This window comes from Streptomyces sp. UG1 (genome assembly GCF_049974585.1).
GTDB lineage: Bacteria > Actinomycetota > Actinomycetes > Streptomycetales > Streptomycetaceae > Streptomyces.
Genome location: NZ_JBNGGG010000050.1, coordinates 65,339 through 82,810 on the forward strand (window position 1 = coordinate 65,339; position 17,472 = coordinate 82,810).

The window sequence follows — 17,472 nt, forward strand, 5'->3', positions numbered from 1 at the left end:
TGGGCCCCATGCAGAGCGCCTCGGACCGGCACGAGTACCCCGCCCACTGGGAAGCCGACGTGGTGCTGCGCGACGGCGGCACCGCACGCATCCGCCCCATCACCGTTGATGACGCCGAGCGCCTGGTCAGCTTCTACGAGCAGGTGTCGGACGAGTCGAAGTACTACCGCTTCTTCGCGCCCTACCCGCGACTGTCCGCCAAGGACGTCCACCGCTTCACGCACCACGACTTTGTGGACCGGGTGGGACTCGCGGCCACGGTGGGCGGCGAGTTCATCGCAACCGTACGCTACGACCGGATCGGCGCCGACGGAATGCCCGCGTCGGCACCGGCCGACGAGGCCGAGGTCGCCTTCCTCGTCCAGGACGCCCACCAGGGCCGCGGCGTCGCCTCCGCCCTCCTCGAGCACATCGCCGCCGTCGCGCGCGAGCGCGACATCCGCCGGTTCGCCGCCGAGGTGCTGCCCGCCAACACCAAGATGATCAAGGTGTTCACCGACGCCGGGTACACCCAGAAGCGCAGCTTCGAGGACGGCGTCGTCCGCCTGGAGTTCGACCTGGAGCCGACCGACCGCTCGCTCGCCGTGCAGTACGCGCGCGAGCAGCGTGCCGAGGCGCGGTCCGTGCGCCGGCTGCTGGTGCCCGGCTCCGTCGCCGTCATCGGCGTGGGCCGCACGCCCGGCGGGGTGGGCCGTGCAGTCCTCGGCAACCTCAGGGAGGCCGGGTTCACGGGGCGGCTGTACGCCGTGAACAAGGCGTTCCCGGAGGACCTCAAGGAGCTCGACGGGGTCGCCGCGCACCGTTCGGTGCGCGAGATCGAGGAGCAGGTCGACCTCGCGGTGGTCGCCGTGCCGGCCGCGCACGTCCCCGACGTGGTCGCCGAATGCGGAGAGCACGGCGTGCAGGGACTGGTCGTGCTCTCCGCCGGGTACGCCGAGAGCGGGCCCGACGGGCGCGGACGCCAGCGCGAACTAGTCCGGCACGCACGCGCGTACGGCATGCGCATCATCGGCCCGAACGCCTTCGGCATCATCAACACCTCCGCCGACGTACGGCTGAACGCCTCCCTCGCCCCCGAGATGCCCCGTCCGGGCCGCATCGGGCTGTTCGCGCAGTCCGGCGCCATCGGGATCGCCCTGCTGTCCCGGCTGCACCGGCGCGGCGGCGGCGTGACCGGCGTCACAGGCGTGTCCACCTTCGTGTCGTCCGGCAACCGGGCCGACGTCTCCGGCAACGACGTCCTGCAGTACTGGTACGACGACCCGGACACCGACGTCGTGCTGATGTACCTGGAGTCCATCGGCAACCCCCGCAAGTTCACCCGCCTCGCCCGGCGCACGGCGGCCGCCAAGCCCCTGGTCGTGGTACAGGGCGCGCGGCACGGAGGAGCGGCGCCGCAGGGCCACACCGTACGGGTCACACGGCTGCCGCACGCCACCGTGTCCGCGCTGCTGCGGCAGGCCGGCGTGATCCGCGTCGACACGATCACCGAGCTGGTGGACGCGGGCCTGCTGCTCGCACGCCAGCCGCTGCCGGCCGGACCCCGGGTGGCGATCCTCGGGAACTCCGAGTCCCTGGGGCTGCTGACCTACGACGCATGCCTGTCGGAGGGCCTGCGGCCGCTGCCGCCGCTGGACCTGACGACGGCCGCGTCGGCGGCGGACTTCCACGACGCGCTCTCGCGCGCGCTCGCCGACGAGACCTGCGACGCGGTCGTCGTCACCGCCATCCCGGCGATCGGCGACGCGTCCACCGGCGACGCCGAACTGGCCCAGGCCCTGCGCTCGGCGGCCGAGCGGATGCCGGGCAAGCCGGTGCTGGTGGTGCACGTGGAGCTGGGCGGACTGGCGGCGGCCCTGTCGGCCGCGGCCAGCACCGCACCCCGGGCGCGGCCCAAGGCGCCCGCCACCGCGACCCGCGCCCACCCCTTCCGCCCCCTGGACTTTCCGGCCGAGACCCCGCCCGAGCCTGCCGACGCCTCCGAGGACACCCCGCGCCTGATCCCCGCCTACCCCGCCGCCGAGCGCGCCGTCCGCGCCCTCGCCGAGGCCGTCAAGTACGCCCAGTGGCGACGCGAGGCGGCCGAGCCCGGCAAGGTGCCCGAGTACGAGGACGTCGACGAGAAGGGCGCCGCCCGGCTGATCGGCGGCCTGCTCGCGCGCGGGCAGGGCCTCACCCTCGGCACGGACGAGACCTGCGACCTGCTCGGCAAGTACGGCATCCAGGTGCACCGCGCCCTGCACGCCCCCAGCCCCGACGCGGCCGCCGACGCCGCCCGCACCCTCGGCTACCCCGTCGCCCTCAAGGCCACCGCCCCGCACCTGCGGCACCGCGCCGACCTCGGCGGCGTACGGCTCGACCTCGCGGACGAGGAGCAACTGCGACGGGCGTACGCCGAATTGAGCGAGCTGTTCGGCCGGCCGGAGGAGCTCAGGCCGGTCGTGCAGAGCATGGCCCCGCGCGGCGTCGACACCGTCGTACGGGCCGTGATCGACCCCGCGGCCGGTGCCGTGCTGTCCTTCGGGCTCGCCGGAGCCGCCTCCCAGTTGCTCGGCGACACCGCGCACCGGCTGATCCCGGTCACCGACCGCGACGCGACCTCGATCGTCCGCTCGATCCGGACGGCACCGCTCCTGTTCGGCTGGCGCGGCTCCACACCCGTCGACACCCCGGCCCTGGAGGAGCTGCTGCTGAGGGTGTCGCGGCTGGTCGACGACCATCCCGAGGTCGTCGCGGTCACCCTGGAGCCGGTCGTCGTCGCCACCCACGGCCTGAGCGTGCTCGGCGCCTCCGTACGCCTCGCACCGCCACCCGCCCGCGACGACCTCGGGCCGAGGACGCTCCCGACGTACTGAGACCGCCGTGACCGGTCCCTCGCAGTCAGTGCGCCCCCGTAGGATGGCGTCATGGCCAAGACCAGTACGACGACCCAGGGGCTGCGTGCGGCGATCGAGCGCAGCGGCTACTACCCGGCCCTCGTGGCCGAGGCGGTGGAGGCCGCCGTGGGCGGCGAGCCCATGCGGTCGTACCTGGTCCACCAGGAGACGACGTTCGACCAGAACGAGGTGCGGCGGCATGTGACCGTCCTCGTCCTCACCGGCAACCGCTTCATCGTCAGTCACACCGACGAGCAGGCCGCCGACAGCACCTCCCCGACGCCGTACGCCACGACGTCCACCGAGTCGGTCAAGCTCGGCCGGATCTCCTCGGTCGTGGTCAGCCGCGTGGTCGCCAACCCGGAGCAGTACACGCCGGGCACCCTGCCCCGCGAGGTCGTCCTCACCATCGGCTGGGGCGCGGTCTCCCGCATCGACCTGGAGCCCGCCGCCTGCGGCGACCCCAACTGCGAGGCCGACCACGGCTACACGGGCAACTCCACGGCGGACGACCTTAGCCTGCGCGTCAGCGAGGCCGGTGAGGGCCCCGAGACCGTGCGCCAGGCGCTCGCCTTCGCGCAGTCGCTCTCCGAGGCGACCGCGGACATCGCCCGCTGATGACGCAGTCCACCGCCTGGGAACCCCATCCGGAACCCCTCGCCGTCACCTCCGCGCCGTCCCCCGAATACGGCAGCGGCTCGCTCGCCGATCTGCTGCCCACGCTGGCCGCGGGCATGGCCGTACCCGGCATGACCGCCACCATCACCGAGCTGACCGCCGCCGACCGCAACTGCGTGTTCCTGATCGACGGCCTCGGCTGGGAGCAGCTCAGGGCGCACCCCGAGGACGCGCCGTTCATGACCTCGCTGCTGGCCACCTCACGCGGCGGCACCGGCCGCCCGATCACCGCCGGCTACCCCGCGACCACCGCGACCTCCCTCGCCTCCGTCGGCACCGGCCTGCCGCCCGGGGCGCACGGCCTGCCCGGCTACACCGCGCGCAACCCCGAGACCGGCGAGCTGATGAACCAGCTTCGCTGGCGCCCGTGGACCGCGCCGCGCGTCTGGCAGCCGTACCCCACCGTCTTCGAGCTGGCCCAGCAGGCGGGCGTGCACGCGGCCCAGGTGTCGTCGCCCACCTTCGAGAACACCCCGCTGACCAAGATCGCGCTCAGTGGCGGAACGTTCCTCGGGCGGCTGACCGGCGAGGAGCGCATGGACCTCGCGGCCGAGCAACTGGCCAAGGGCGACCGCTCCCTGGTCTACACGTACTACGCCGAACTCGACGGCTCGGGACACCGCTACGGCGTCGACTCCGACACCTGGCGCGGCCAGCTCATGTACGTCGACCGGCTCGTCCAGCGCCTCGCCGAGCAGCTCCCGCCGCGCAGCGCGCTCTACGTCACCGCCGACCACGGCATGATCGACGTGCCCTTCGACGAGCAGCACCGCATCGACTTCGACGAGGACTGGGAACTGCGCGCCGGCGTCGCCCTGCTCGGCGGCGAGGGCCGGGCGCGGCACGTCTACGCGGTGCCCGGCGCCGCCGGCGACGTTCTGACCTGCTGGCGCGAGGTGCTCGGCGAGCAGTTCTGGGTGGCCTCGCGCGACGAGGCGATCGCCGCGGGCTGGTTCGGGCCGCGGATCGACGAGCGGGTGTACGAGCGGATCGGCGACGTGGTCGCGGCCGCGCGGGACGACGTCCTGATCATCGCCTCCGAGCGGGAGCCGAAGGAGTCGGCGATGGTCGGCAACCACGGTTCGATGACCCCCGCCGAACAGCTCGTCCCCCTGCTCGAAGTACGCTCCTGACGACCTTCCTCGCTCACTTCGCCCACCTCGTCGCCGAAAGGTGCTCAACCCGACATGCCCGAGCTGGTGTTCTTCTCCGGAACGATGGACTGCGGGAAGTCGACGCTCGCGCTGCAGATTGCGCACAACCGGTCGGCGAGGGGTCTGCAGGGTCTGATCTTCACTCGGGATGATCGTGCGGGGGAGGGGAAGCTCTCTTCACGGCTGGGGCTGGTGACCGACGCAGTCGAGGCGGTGCCGGGAATGGATGTGTACACCTACGTCGTCGACCAACTGTCCCAGGGCGGCAGGGTCGACTACGTGATCGTTGACGAGGCGCAGTTCCTGGCGCCGGCGCAGATCGATCAACTGGCGCGGGTGGTAGATGACTTGGGCCTGGATGTCTTTGCCTTCGGTATCACCACCGATTTCCGCACGAAGCTCTTCCCGGGCTCGCGGCGGCTGATCGAGCTGGCGGACCGCCTTGAGACGCTTCAGGTGGAGGCGATGTGCTGGTGCGGGGCGCGTGCTACGCACAACGCCCGCACGGTGGGCGGCGAGATGGTGGTGGAAGGCGAGCAGGTAGTTGTCGGTGACGTCATCGGCTCTGCTGTGGAGGTCGGCTACGAGGTGTTGTGTCGGCGGCACCATCGGCGCCGTGTGACGAGTGCTTCTGGCCGTGCCGGCGCGCTGTCGCCGGATGTCCTGCCAGTGGTCTCTGACTGAGGGTTGTCGGCCGAACAGGCCGTGGTTCTCGGCCCCGTGCTCTGCAGAGCCTGTTGGTCGCCGAGGATTGCTCTTCTACGCGGTCCGGGCGACGTGAGGGCGGGGTGCGGCGGGGCGCGGGCTATGGGGTGCGTCGGCGTTCATGGGGCGGGCGGGCACAGAGCGTTGGGTGCGCCGGGGCTTATGTGTGCGTGCCGGCCACCATCGCCTTAACCTCAGTCGTCGCCTTGGTCTCCTCGCCGCGCAGGCGGACGGGTTGCCGTGGGAGGTGCCGCGGACCGGCGTCAGGGGCGCCGGCGGCGGGCGGCGACGACCACAACGCCGCCGACGACGGCGAGGCTCATCAGCACGGCGCCGAAGATGGTCGCGCCGTTGGTCAGCCCCACGGCGTCACTGAGGTAGCCGGCGGAGACCGGCAGCAGGCCCGCCGGTACGTAACCACCCACGTTCAGCGCCGCGTTGGCCTCGGCGAGCCGCTGCGGCGGAACGGTGGAGTTGAGCAGGGACAGCCCGCCGAGCTGCCCCATGCCCTGCCCGGCGCCGGCCAGCAGGGCCGAGGCGATGAGCACCACCACCGACGAGCTGTGCACGGCGACGACGAGTGTGATCATGCTGAGCGTGGTGCTGACCGCGCCGGCAGTCAGGATCACGAGCCGGCGCAGCTTCTGGACCGCGAACTGCACACCGGTGGCGGCCAGGAACATCACGAACGCCATGGCCCCGGCGACGATCCGGCTGGTGGTGCCGAGCAGGCCGGACAGCAGGGACGGGCCGAGCGAGAGCACGAAGGACGTCGCGGTGATGCCGGGGGCGAACACGGCGATGCCGAGGGCGAGTTGCAGGCCGCCGCCGCGCGGCACGCCGGGCACCCGGATCCACGCCCCCTTGGCGGGCGCGACAGGACGTCGTACGGGCATACGCAGCACGGCGAGGACCGCGGTGGCGAGCAGCGCCATCTCGACGACGAAGACGGTGACCGTGGGGGCGGGCAGCAGCTCGGACAGGATGCCGGCGAGGAGCGGTCCCAGGCCGGCCCCGAAGACCATGGCGCAGGAGGCGAGCAGCGCCGCGAGCCGCTTGCGGTCCTGCCCGGCGACATCTGTCACGGCCGCCATGCCCGCGGAGACGACGGCGCCGACGGCGATCCCGGTGAACAGCCGGGCCACGATCAGCGCGGCCACGGTGGACGCGGTCGCGAAGATGAGGCAGGCGGCCAGGGCGAGTCCGAGGGCGGGCAGCAGAACGGGCTTACGTCCGAGCCGGTCGGACACCACACCGCACACCAGCAGGGAGCCGAGCAGGCCCACGATGTAGAAGGCGAAGACAACGGTCAGGGTGCCCTTGGAGAACCCGATGTCGCGCTGCCACAGCACATACAACGGAGTTGCCGCGTTGGACAGGACGAAGACAGCCGTCACCGGCCACGCGGCCAGCCACACCCACCAGGTGGGAGTGGAGGCGGCGGCGAACGCAGCCGTCGTTCGACTTTCCGACATGACAGGTCCTCCCGGCGAGTGCAGTACGAGTTTTCTCGAACATACCATGCAGTACGATTTAACTCGTACATAGGTTTCGGGTGATGAGGAGCTGCCTATGCCATCGACGGCGCGTGCGGTGCCGGTGCAGGCGCCGACGATCAAGGTTCTGCCGGAACCGGCGGGGCTGCCCGAGCCGCTACCGGAGCCGGCTGTGGAGGATCTGCGCCTGGAGACGGTGCTGGGTGCCCTGAGCGACCCGCTGCGCCTGCGTATCGTGCGCAAACTCCTCCTGGAGTCGGAGCGCTTCGACCACCCGTGTGGTTGGTTCGGCCTCGACCGCCCCAAGTCCTCCCTGACCCACCACTTCAAGGCCCTGCGCGAGGCGGGTGTCACCCGCCAGCGCCAGTACGGCCTGGAACGTCGCAGTCACGTGCGTGTCGACGACCTCAACGCCCGCTTCCCAGGCCTCTTGGACCTGGTCGCGGCCTGGACGCCGGACGAGTCCTGAGCCAAGGCGCTACGGGTGTCCGATCTCTGACCGGTGTCCCCTCGGGCCTGCTCCCGAGGGGAGACGCCGGCCCTCCAGCTCGAGCACAACCGTTCGGCGCGTGGCCTCGAGGGCATCATCCGACTTCCGCACCAAGCTGTTCCCCGGCTCCCGCGCCACGCACAACGCCCGCACGCTGGGCGGCGAGATGGTCGTCGAGGGCGCCCAGGTGGTCGTCGGCGACGTCAACCAGGCGGACGCCGTCGGCTACGAGGCGCTGTGCCGCCGCCACCATCGCCGCCGTCAGCGCGGATCCTGGATCAGGGAGAACCGGGCCCCCTCCGGGTCCGCCACCGTCGCCACCCGGCCGTGGGCGCTGTCGTGCGCCGGCCGCAGCACATGGCCGCCGAGGACGACGACGTGGGCCACCGCCTCGTCCGTGTCGGCGACTTCGAAGTACGTCATCCAGTGCGGACCCCGGTCGCGCGGCAGGGCGTTGCCGATGCCGTGGACGCCGGCGACGGGGCGGCCGTCGATGTTCAGGGTGACGTAGTCGAGGTCGGCGGAGACCACCGCCTCCTCCTCGTAGCCGAACACCGTCTCGTAGAACTTGGCGACATTCACGGACTCGAAGGTCAGCAGCTCGTTCCAGGCCGGGGTCCCGGGCACGCCCGTGATGGCCGTGCCGAGGTGGCCCGCCGCCTGCCAGAGGCCGAAGACGGCGCCGGAGGGGTCGGAGCAGATCGCCATCCGGCCGGCCTCTGCGGCGTCCAGCGGGCCGACCCCGACGGTGCCGCCGCACAGCCGTACCGACTCGGCGGTCAGGTCCACGTCGTTCGAGGCGAGGTAGGGCGTCCAGGCGATCGGGAGGTGGCGGTCGGGCGGCAACTGGCCGATGCCGGCCACCTCACGGCCGTCGAGCAGGGCCCGCACGTAGGGGCCGAGCTGCTGGGGACCGGGCTGGAACTCCCAGCCGAACAGCGCTCCGTAGAACTCCTGGGTCGCGGCCGGCCCGTGCACCATCAGGCTCACCCAGCAGGGCGTGCCGGGCGCGTGCCGGGCGTGCGTCGCGCCGTACTGGCCGGCCGACCCCCGTGCCTCGGTCATCGTCACTCTCTCCTCGGCCCCTCGCGGTGGCCGCGTCGCTTCCGCAGTCCGGACCCCCGTGCCGATGCTCGCACCACCCGTGGCCACGCGCGCTTCGGGCGCGCCGCCGCACGACGGCCGGTGACCGGAGGATGCCCGGTGTGCGATTCCCCGCCCGTTTCCGTGCGATTGCCGACGGATGTCGATCGGCTGTACAGCATGTGCCCGATCCCGTACGCCTCGTGATCGGGCCTGTACGGCGGGAGAGTATCCGGAGCCGACCGCCGGGGCCACCCCGTGCGCGAGGATGGTGGCCATGAACGCCATCATCTCCGCATCCGAACTCGCGAGTGCGCTGACGGGCGAGCACCCGCCGGTGCTGCTCGACGTCCGCTGGCAGCTCAGCACCCCTGGCCAGCCGAGGTTCGACCCCCGGGCCGCGTACGAGGCAGGGCACATCCCCGGCGCGGTCTTCGTCGACCTGGACCGCGAACTGGCCTCCGCGCCTGGTGCGCACGGCCGCCATCCGCTGCCCGACGTGGCCGAATTCGGTACGGCGATGCGGCGGGCGGGGGTGTCGTCCGGGACGCCGGTGGTCGTGTACGACGGCGGGCAGGGCTGGGCGGCGGCCCGCGCGTGGTGGCTGCTGCGCTGGACGGGGCACCCCGACGTACGCGTCCTCGACGGCGGTCTGCCGGCCTGGCAGGGCCCGCTGGAGACTGCGGTACCGGCTCCGGCGGAGGGCGACTTCGAACCGGCGCCGGGCGCGGTGGGCCTGCTCGACGCCGACGGCGCCGCGGCGCTCGCGCGGTCGGGCGTACTGCTGGACGCGCGAGCGGGCGAGCGGTACCGCGGCGAGGTCGAGCCCATCGATCCGGTCGCCGGCCACATCCCCGGCGCCCTGTCCGCCCCCACCGACGAGAACGTGGCCGCGGACGGCCGCTTCCTGCCCGCCGAGGAACTCGCCGCCCGCTTCAAGTCCCTGGGCGCCGCCGAGGACACCCGGGTCGGCGTGTACTGCGGCTCGGGCGTCTCCGCGGCCCACGAGGTGCTGGCCCTGGCGGTGGCGGGCATCCCGGCGGAGCTGTACGTCGGCTCGTGGTCGGAGTGGTCCTCGGACCCGTCCCGGCCGGTGGCCGTGGGGCCGGATCCGCAGTAAGGGCTACGGGGTTGGGGCGCCCGTGTCCGGAACGCGCCCGGGGCCGAAGCCGCCGGGATGCTCGCGGCGGCCGTGTGGCCGGCGGGCGTCCCTCGCGCCCCGCACCGGGCCGCGTGCGCTTCGAGGATGCGCCCGCGCGGCCCCGTGGGCCTGGGTGGCCGGCGCCGTCGACCAAGGCTGAGCTCGTCTTCGGCGGCGCCTTCCGCGCCGCCGACTTCGCGTGCCGGCGGTGCCTCGCCGAGCGGGGCGGCCTACGAGGGGCAGCCCCCGGCCCCTCTCACATCTCGAGCGCGCGGCCTTTGCAGCCGCTGCGCCGCAACCTAGCTCGTGCGATGTGTCCTCGTACAGCGCGAGGGCCGCGCTGCAGCCAGCGCGGCCCTTCGTCCTCGTACGGCCGCGTCCGCAGCCGTACGCCCGACTACTCCTGCTTCTTCCGCCGGGTGCCGAAGACGATCTCGTCCCAGCTCGGGACGGCGGCGCGGCGGCCCGGACGGACGCCGTCCGCCTCGGCCTGGCGGTCGGTGGAGCCGATGAGGCGGTCACGGTGGCTGGTGACCGAGCGGGGCATGAGGACGTCGGCGTAGGCGGAGCCGGCCGAGGCGGCGGGCGCGGGCGGCTCCTCCGCGGCCGGTTCGGCGGGCGGCGGCTCCTCCTCCTCGGGCTCCGAGGGACGCTCCGGGACCACCAGGTCGCCGCGGAAGCTCGGCACCGCCTCCAGCAGGCTGGTCAGCGAGTCCCGCTCCTCCGAGGTCTCCTCGGCCGGTTCGGAGGCCTGCGCGGGCAGGCTCGGCCGGTCGCCGCGGTCGAGGGCACGGTCCATGGAACGCTCGCGCGGGAGCCGGGCGATACGCGGCACGAACGGGAAGCTGGGCTCGGGCGCGGCGAGGTCGTCGGACTCGCCGATCAGCGAGCGCGCCTCCTCGTCGACGGCCTGGACGAGCCGCCGGGGCGGGTCGTACGTCCAGCTCGCCGAGTGCGGTTCGCCCGCCACCATGTAGACCAGCAGCACTTCCCAGGTGCCGTCGTCGCGGCGCCAGGAGTCCCACTGCACGGTGTCCTTGTCGGCGCCGCGCAGCAGGAGTCGCTCCTGCACGGCCTCGCCGAGCTGGGGACCCGCCGCGTTCTCACCGGGCCGGCGGACCGGGGTCTTCCGCGCCCGCTCGGCCATGAACGCGCGCTCGGCGAGGACGGGGCCCTCGAAGCGCCGTACGCGGTCGACGGGGATGCCGGCGAGCTGGGCGACCTCTTCCGCCGTCGCACCAGCGCGTATACGCGCCTGGATGTCACGGGGGCGGAGATGGCTCTCCACCTCGATCTCGATCTGGCCGAGCCGGGGCCGGTCGCCGCGCACGGCGGCGCGCAGGCGTTCGTCGATGGGAAGGGTGTACTCCGTTGCGTCGGCAGCCTTGAGCACCAGCCGTGTGCCGTCATTCGAGACGGCCACGACACGCAGTTCGGGCATGGGGACCTCCCGGGTGGTGCCTGCCGACGTCACGTGCGTCGCTGCTTCCGCTAGTCGAGTGTGGCCTGCCCGGGTGCAGCCTGCCACAACCTTGCCGAGTTGCCCGGCGTGTCGGGCACGGGCCCTGGATCGCCGTTATGGCACGGTTACCTATTCGCAACGCTAAGTGACCAACTCCGTCACCCTGTGCAACTAGCCCCCTCCCGGCGGTCCTTGAAGGCCACGGATGCCCAGGCGGGAGACCGGACCCAGGGCTCGCCACAGTACTCCATTTGGGCCACGTGCGTGGATTGGCACGCCGCCCAACTTCTGGCAAGGGGCCTGACTCGGCCGTCCCCCGGGCGGTTCGGGCCCTGGAACGTGGCGTACTTCACGCAAACGTCAGAAACGGACCCCATGCCGGGAGTTGGTTCGAGCCGGTCGCAGGCTACGCCCCCAACACCCTGCGCAGGTAGTCGTTCTGGAACAGTCGGTCGGGGTCGAGGCGGTCGCGCAGCGCGGTGAACTCGCCGAAGCGCGGATAGACGTGCGCGAAGTACTCGGCGTCGCGCGTGTGCACCTTGCCCCAGTGCGGGCGCCCCTCGTGCGCCGTGAAAATGCGCTCGGCGGCGGTGAAGTACCGCTGGTAGGGGCTGCCCTTGGCCATGTGAACGGCGATGTAGGCGCTGTCGCGGCCCGAGGCCGTGGACAGCGTGATGTCGTCGGCGGGAGCGGTGCGCACCTCGACGGGGAAGCTGACCCGCAGGCCGGAGCGGTCGACCATGGTCCTCAGCTCGCGCAGCACGTCGACGACGGCCTCGCGCGCGACGGCGTACTCCATCTCCACGAAGCGCACCCGGCGCGGTGATGTGAAGACCTTGTAGGGGATGTCGGTGTAGGTCCGCGCGGACAGGGCCTTGCTGGAGATCCGGGCGATGGTGGGGATCGTGGCCGGCGCCGCGCGGCCGACCCACTGGGCCACCTGGAAGACGCCGTTGGAGAGCAACTCGTCCTCGAACCAGCCCGCGACCTGCCCCACCGGCTTCTCAGGGCCCGCGCTGCGGTTGTTGCGCTTGGTGTTGGTGCTGCCGGTGTGCGGGAACCAGTAGAACTCGAAGTGCTCGTTCTCGGCCCACAGTTCGTCGAACTGGGCCAGCACCCGCGCGAACGGCATCGGCTCCTCGCGCGCGGCGAGCAGGAAGATCGGCTCCACGGCGAAGGTGATCGCGGTGACGATGCCGAGCGCGCCCAGGCCGATACGGGCGGCCGCGAAGACCTCAGGGTTCTCCTTCTCGGAGCAGGTGAGCACTCTGCCGTCGGCCGTGACCAGCTCCAGCCCCTTGATCTGGGCGGCGATCGAGCCCGAGTCGCGGCCCGTGCCGTGGGTGCCGGTGCTGGTGGCGCCGGAGACCGTCTGCTCCATGATGTCGCCCATGTTCGTGAGCGACAGGCCCTCGCGCGCCAGGGCCATGTTGAGCCGCTTGAGCGGGGTGCCGGCCTCGACCGTGACGGTCATGGCGACACGGTCGATGTCGCGGATGCCGGTCAACAGTTGAGGGCGGATCAACACACCGTCGGTGGCGGCTATGGACGTGAAGGAGTGCCCGCTGCCGACCGCCTTCACCTTCAGACCGTCCTCGGCGGCCCGGCGTATCACCGCCGACAGCTCCTCGACGGAGGCTGGAGTGACCTCCCGCGCGGGGCGCGCGGCGACATTGCCGCCCCAGTTACGCCACGTGCCGTTCCTGCCGCTCGCTGTGCTGCTCAACGGTGCCTCCCCGACGCGGAGCCGGCCTGCTGAGCCGGCGGTACCCCAGGAAACCGACCGCGACCGCGACGGCCCCGGACACCGCCGGAACCCCGTACCCGGCGCCCGCACCGGCCGCGTCGATCACCCAGCCGGCCATGGCGGAGCCGAGCGCGACCCCGACCGCGAGCCCGGTGCTCACCCAGGTCATGCCCTCGGTCAGTTGCGCGCGTGGTACGTGCTCTTCGATCAGGGACATGGTGGTGATCATCGTGGGAGCGACGGCCATGCCCGAGGCGAACAGCGCCACGGCCAGAAACGGCAAGTTTCCGACCAGTAGGAGGGGGATCATACTCACGGCCATCGCGCATATGCCCAGCAGCCAACGGCGTTCGGGCGCTCCCTTGAAGCGCAACAGCCCGAACACGGCCCCCGCCGCGCAGGAGCCCGCCGCGTACAGGGCGAGGACCACGCTCGCGGCGCCCTTGTGACCCTGTTCGTCGGCGAAGGCCACGGTGACCACGTCGACGGCCCCGAAGATCGCTCCGGTCGCCACGAACGTGGCCACCAGGACCTGGAGTCCGGCGGAGCGCAGGGCCGAGCCGCCGCTGTGCTGCTCGCGCGGATGCGGCGCGGGCTCGGTGCCCCGCTGCGCGGTCAGCCAGAAGACACCGACCGCCATGAAGCACCCGGCGAGCAGCGGCCCGGCCTCCGGGAACCACGCCGTGGACAGGCCGATGGAGATGATCGGCCCGAAGATGAAGCACACCTCGTCGATGACGGACTCGAAGGAGTACGCGGTGTGCAACCGGGGCGTCCCCCGGTACAGCGCGGCCCAGCGGGCCCGGATCATCGCCCCGACGCTCGGCACGCACCCGATGCCGACGCAGGCCACGAACAGCACCCAGTCCGGCCACCGGTAGTGCGCGGCGAACAGCAGCACGGCCCCCGCCGTGAGCGAGACCAGCGTCGCCGGCCGCAGCACCCGCCGCTGCCCGTACTGGTCGACCAGCCGGGAGACCTGGGGCCCGGCCACCGCGGCGGACAGCGCGATGGTGGCCGACAGAGCGCCGGCGAGGCCGTACCTCCCGGTGAGCTGGGAGACCATGGTCACCACGCCGATGCCCATCATCGACAGCGGCATCCGGCCGAGGAAGCCGGCGGCGGAGAAGGCCTTGGCGCCGGGGGCGGCGAACAGGGCGCGGTAGGGGCTGGGCACGGGGGACTCCGGTCGGGCGGAAGCAGCGGGGGCCGGGAAGGGCGCGGGGCGGTGCCGTAAGGCGTGTGAAGGGCCGGTACAGCTTACGAGTTAGGTGACCCTAACGCACCCGCCCGGACACGCCGGGAACCCGGGTGGTCACCCCACCGTTTCCCGGCTGTCAGTACCGGATGACAGGATCGACCCATGCCAGACGCGCGCGATGCCCACCCCTACGACGCCCTGCTCCTGCTCTCCTTCGGCGGCCCCGAGGGCCCGGACGACGTGATCCCGTTCCTGGAGAACGTCACCCGCGGGCGGGGCATCCCCACCGAACGCCTGAAGGAAGTCGGCGAGCATTACTTCCTGTTCGGCGGCGTCAGCCCCATCAACGACCAGAACCGAGCCCTGCTCGACGCCCTGCGCAAGGACTTCGCCGACCACGGCCTGGATCTGCCGATCTATTGGGGCAACCGCAACTGGGCGCCGTACCTGACGGACACGCTGCGCGAGATGGTCGCCGACGGCCACCGCCGCATCCTCGTCCTCGCCACCAGCGCCTACGCCTCCTACTCGGGCTGCCGCCAGTACCGCGAGAACCTCGCCGACTCGCTGGCCGCGCTGGAGGCCGAGGGCCTTCAGCTGCCGAGGATCGACAAGCTGCGGCACTACTTCAACCACCCCGGCTTCCTGGAGCCCATGATCGACGGGGTGCTCCAGTCCCTCGCCGACCTGCCCGAGGACGTCCGGGGCGGCGCCCACATCGCGTTCTCGACCCACTCGATCCCGAACGCCTCCGCCGACACCTCCGGCCCCGTCGAGGGCCATGGCGACGGCGGCGCCTACGTCGCCCAGCACCTGGACGTCGCACGGCTGATCGCCGACGCCGTCCGCGAGCGCACCGGCGTGGACCACCCCTGGCAGCTCGTGTACCAGTCCCGCTCCGGCGCCCCGCACATCCCGTGGCTGGAGCCCGACATCTGCGACCACCTCGAGGAGCGGCACGGGGCCGGCGTCCCGGCGGTCGTGATCGCCCCCATCGGCTTCGTCTCCGACCACATGGAGGTCCTCTACGACCTCGACACGGAGGCCAAGGCCAAGGCGGAGGAGCTGGGCCTGCCCATGCGGCGCTCGGCCACCGTCGGGGACGACCCGCGCTTCGCCGCCGCCATCCGCGACCTCGTCCTGGAGCGCGCCGCCGTGGAGCGCGCGCAGGAGGTCACGCCCTGCGCCCTCGGCGCGCTCGGCGCGAGCCACGACCTCTGCCCGGTGGGCTGCTGCCCCGCACGCGCGCCCAGGCCCGCCGCCGCGGGCGCCGACAGCCCCTACGCATGAGGAGCCCCGTGACCGACGCCCTGCACACGGAACTGCTCGCCCTGGCCCGCGAGGCCGCCCGCCGCGCGGGCGAGCTCCTGCGCGACGGCCGCCCGGCCGACCTGGCCGTCGCGGCGACCAAGTCGAGCCCGATCGACGTGGTCACCGAGATGGACATCGCGGCGGAGAAGCTGATCACGAACCTGATCTCCGAGCACCGCCCCGATGACGGCTTCCTCGGCGAGGAGGGCGCCTCCACCGAGGGCACGAGCGGCGTCCGCTGGGTGATCGACCCGCTGGACGGCACGGTCAACTATCTCTACGGACTGCCGACCTGGTCCATCTCCATCGCCGCCGAGCAGGACGGCGAGACGGTGGTGGGGGTCGTGGCGGTCCCCATGCGCGGCGAGACGTTCCACGCGGTCCGCGGCGCGGGCGCCTGGGCGAGGGGGCCCTGGGATGGCGAGCGCGCTCTCACCTGCCGCCCCACGGCCCCGCTCGACCAGTCCCTGGTCTCGACCGGGTTCAACTACGTCACCGAGGTCCGCACCCACCAGGCCGACGTCGCCCGCCGGCTGATCCCGCTCCTGCGCGACATCCGGCGCGGCGGCTCGGCCGCGATCGACCTGTGCGACCTGGCCGCGGGGCGCCTGGACGGCTACTACGAGCGAGGGCTCAACGCCTGGGACTTCGCCGCGGGCGACCTGATCGCCCGGGAGGCGGGCGCGCTGACCGGTGGGCGGCCCGGGCAGCGGCCGTCACGCGACCTGACGGTGGCGGCGACGCCGGGCGTCTTCGAGTCCCTCCAGCAGCTCCTGGAGGACTTCGGCGCCTGGCACGACTGACAAGGCCGACAAGGACAGCAGCGGGCCCCCGGCGCTGGATTCGCCGGGGGCCCGCTGTCGCCTGCTACAGGCCGATCAGACGCTTGACGCGCCGACTTCCACACCATGCTCGGCGGCGAGACGGCGCAGGTCGTCGAGCTCGCCCTGCTCCACCTCGACGAGGAAGTCGTCGCCCTCGTCACGAGCCCGCGTCAGGTCGGACTCGGTCGCCTTTATGCGCTGCAGAAGTCCTGCGGTGAATGCGTCCATGCTGCGCCCCCTCGTCCTGGGTCGTGGGTCGGTGGCACGGGGGTGTGCCATTCGGAAGGGGCGATCACGTCTCCAGTAGGTGCCCAGCGTTGCCCGTGCCGGGCGGCGACGGTGCCGGACACCCGCATCCGCTCTGCGGAAAGCGGATCGACTCGTACCGCATGGTGGTGCGGTACAAGCAGAGCGTGATCGCGGGGTGTACATGCCGTCCTCCCCTCGCACCCTCCGACGGAAACCTCAACCCGAGGAGAAAATCTCGCATTCCCGGGCTCCCCACCCGTCCTTCAGGGCCCCCTCACCCGTCTTACCGCCGACTTATGGCCGAAAAGGGCAGGATGGAGGCCAGGACACCCGACCGAGACCCCTGCCCGCGCGCGACACGAGCGCTACGCGGGTGGACAGATGGAAGGACAAGCGACGTGCGCGTACTCGTCGTCGAGGACGAGCAACTGCTCGCCGATGCGGTGGCCACCGGACTGCGCCGGGAGGCCATGGCCGTCGACGTCGTGTACGACGGTGCGGCCGCCCTGGAGCGCATCGGCGTCAACGACTACGACGTGGTCGTCCTCGACCGCGACCTCCCGCTGGTGCACGGCGACGACGTCTGCCGCAAGATCGTCGAGCTCGGCATGCCCACGCGCGTGCTGATGCTCACGGCCTCCGGCGACGTCAGCGACCGGGTCGAGGGGCTGGAGATCGGTGCCGACGACTACCTCCCCAAGCCCTTCGCCTTCAGCGAGCTGACGGCCCGCGTGCGTGCCCTCGGCCGCCGTACCAGCGTGCCGCTGCCGCCCGTCCTGGAGCGCGCCGGCATCAAGCTCGACCCCAACCGCCGCGAGGTCTTCCGGGACGGCGAGGAGGTGCAGCTCGCGCCGAAGGAGTTCGCCGTCCTGGAGGTGCTGATGCGCAGCGAGGGCGCGGTCGTCTCCGCCGAGCAGCTCCTGGAGAAGGCCTGGGACGAGAACACCGACCCGTTCACCAACGTGGTGCGGGTGACCGTCATGACGCTGCGCCGCAAGCTGGGCGAGCCGCCGGTGATCGTCACCGTGCCCGGCTCCGGCTACCGGATCTGATCC

15 protein-coding genes and 1 pseudogene are annotated in these 17,472 nt (G+C 72.3%); 10 read left to right on the forward strand and 6 right to left on the reverse strand.

Translation table 11 applies throughout. The features are described from left to right. Positions 1-8: 8 nt before the first annotated feature. From ACP4J3_RS42045 to ACP4J3_RS42060, 4 genes are read left to right on the forward strand one after another with little or no spacing between them, the layout of a single operon-like run. Positions 9-2,855 (forward strand): GNAT family N-acetyltransferase, encoded by a 2,847-nt coding sequence (locus ACP4J3_RS42045; protein ID WP_426542017.1) that lies wholly within the window; start codon positions 9-11, stop codon positions 2,853-2,855. A 51-nt stretch (positions 2,856-2,906) separates the two neighbouring features. Further along, complete coding sequence (locus ACP4J3_RS42050; RefSeq protein WP_426542019.1) at positions 2,907-3,494, forward strand: DUF5998 family protein; 588 nt, start codon at positions 2,907-2,909, stop codon at positions 3,492-3,494. Further along, positions 3,494-4,687 carry an alkaline phosphatase family protein gene (locus ACP4J3_RS42055; protein ID WP_426542021.1) on the forward strand — a complete coding sequence of 398 codons (1,194 nt, stop codon included), beginning with the start codon at positions 3,494-3,496 and terminating at the stop codon, positions 4,685-4,687. The genes ACP4J3_RS42050 and ACP4J3_RS42055 overlap by 1 nt, the downstream gene beginning before the upstream one ends. A gap of 54 nt (positions 4,688-4,741) precedes the next feature. After that, positions 4,742-5,392, forward strand: a complete 651-nt coding sequence (locus ACP4J3_RS42060) for a thymidine kinase (protein ID WP_426542023.1) — start codon at positions 4,742-4,744, stop codon at positions 5,390-5,392. Positions 5,393-5,676: 284 nt separating this feature from the next. Here the strand turns inward: ACP4J3_RS42060 and ACP4J3_RS42065 are convergent, their stop codons facing one another. Then, a complete protein-coding gene (locus ACP4J3_RS42065) occupies positions 5,677-6,888 on the reverse strand; it encodes an MFS transporter (protein WP_426542025.1) in 1,212 nt (403 codons plus the stop codon). Between the two features lie 97 nt (positions 6,889-6,985). Between ACP4J3_RS42065 and ACP4J3_RS42070 the strand changes: the two genes are divergently transcribed. Continuing rightward, positions 6,986-7,378, forward strand: a complete 393-nt coding sequence (locus ACP4J3_RS42070) for an ArsR/SmtB family transcription factor (protein ID WP_426542027.1) — start codon at positions 6,986-6,988, stop codon at positions 7,376-7,378. A gap of 115 nt (positions 7,379-7,493) precedes the next feature. Continuing rightward, a pseudogene (locus ACP4J3_RS42075) lies at positions 7,494-7,682 on the forward strand (thymidine kinase); the annotation flags it as partial. Here the strand turns inward: ACP4J3_RS42075 and ACP4J3_RS42080 are convergent. After that, the gene (locus ACP4J3_RS42080) at positions 7,661-8,464 is read right to left on the reverse strand and encodes a VOC family protein (RefSeq protein WP_426542029.1); all 804 of its coding nucleotides are present in this window, start codon (positions 8,462-8,464) and stop codon (positions 7,661-7,663) included. The pseudogene ACP4J3_RS42075 and the gene ACP4J3_RS42080 overlap by 22 nt on opposite strands. A 295-nt stretch (positions 8,465-8,759) precedes the next feature. Between ACP4J3_RS42080 and ACP4J3_RS42085 the strand changes: the two genes are divergently transcribed. Next, positions 8,760-9,602: a sulfurtransferase gene (locus ACP4J3_RS42085; protein WP_426542031.1), complete on the forward strand. Its 843-nt coding sequence runs from the start codon at positions 8,760-8,762 to the stop codon at positions 9,600-9,602. 418 nt (positions 9,603-10,020) lie between these two features. Here ACP4J3_RS42085 and sepH read toward each other — a convergent pair whose 3' ends face one another. The 3 genes from sepH to ACP4J3_RS42100 form a co-directional block, all read right to left on the reverse strand. Continuing rightward, positions 10,021-11,064 (reverse strand): septation protein SepH, encoded by a 1,044-nt coding sequence (gene sepH, locus ACP4J3_RS42090; RefSeq protein ID WP_426542033.1) that lies wholly within the window; start codon positions 11,062-11,064, stop codon positions 10,021-10,023. A 427-nt stretch (positions 11,065-11,491) separates the two neighbouring features. Beyond that, the gene (locus ACP4J3_RS42095; protein ID WP_426542035.1) at positions 11,492-12,811 is read right to left on the reverse strand and encodes a D-arabinono-1,4-lactone oxidase; all 1,320 of its coding nucleotides are present in this window, start codon (positions 12,809-12,811) and stop codon (positions 11,492-11,494) included. Next, positions 12,771-14,009 carry an MFS transporter gene (locus tag ACP4J3_RS42100; RefSeq protein WP_426542037.1) on the reverse strand — a complete coding sequence of 413 codons (1,239 nt, stop codon included), beginning with the start codon at positions 14,007-14,009 and terminating at the stop codon, positions 12,771-12,773. Before ACP4J3_RS42100 ends, ACP4J3_RS42095 begins: the two co-directional genes overlap by 41 nt. 186 nt (positions 14,010-14,195) lie before the next feature. Here ACP4J3_RS42100 and ACP4J3_RS42105 point away from each other — a divergent pair, with 186 nt between their 5' ends. Next, the gene (locus ACP4J3_RS42105) at positions 14,196-15,323 is read left to right on the forward strand and encodes a ferrochelatase (RefSeq protein WP_426542038.1); all 1,128 of its coding nucleotides are present in this window, start codon (positions 14,196-14,198) and stop codon (positions 15,321-15,323) included. 8 nt (positions 15,324-15,331) lie between these two features. Then, positions 15,332-16,147 carry an inositol monophosphatase family protein gene (locus ACP4J3_RS42110; RefSeq protein WP_426542040.1) on the forward strand — a complete coding sequence of 272 codons (816 nt, stop codon included), beginning with the start codon at positions 15,332-15,334 and terminating at the stop codon, positions 16,145-16,147. Positions 16,148-16,222: 75 nt separating this feature from the next. On the opposite strand, the gene ACP4J3_RS42115 is transcribed toward ACP4J3_RS42110, so the two are convergent. Further along, a complete protein-coding gene (locus ACP4J3_RS42115) occupies positions 16,223-16,396 on the reverse strand; it encodes a hypothetical protein (RefSeq protein WP_167348321.1) in 174 nt (57 codons plus the stop codon). 419 nt (positions 16,397-16,815) lie between these two features. Here ACP4J3_RS42115 and ACP4J3_RS42120 point away from each other — a divergent pair, with 419 nt between their 5' ends. After that, the gene (locus ACP4J3_RS42120) at positions 16,816-17,469 is read left to right on the forward strand and encodes a response regulator transcription factor (protein WP_363049815.1); all 654 of its coding nucleotides are present in this window, start codon (positions 16,816-16,818) and stop codon (positions 17,467-17,469) included. Positions 17,470-17,472 lie beyond the last annotated feature (3 nt).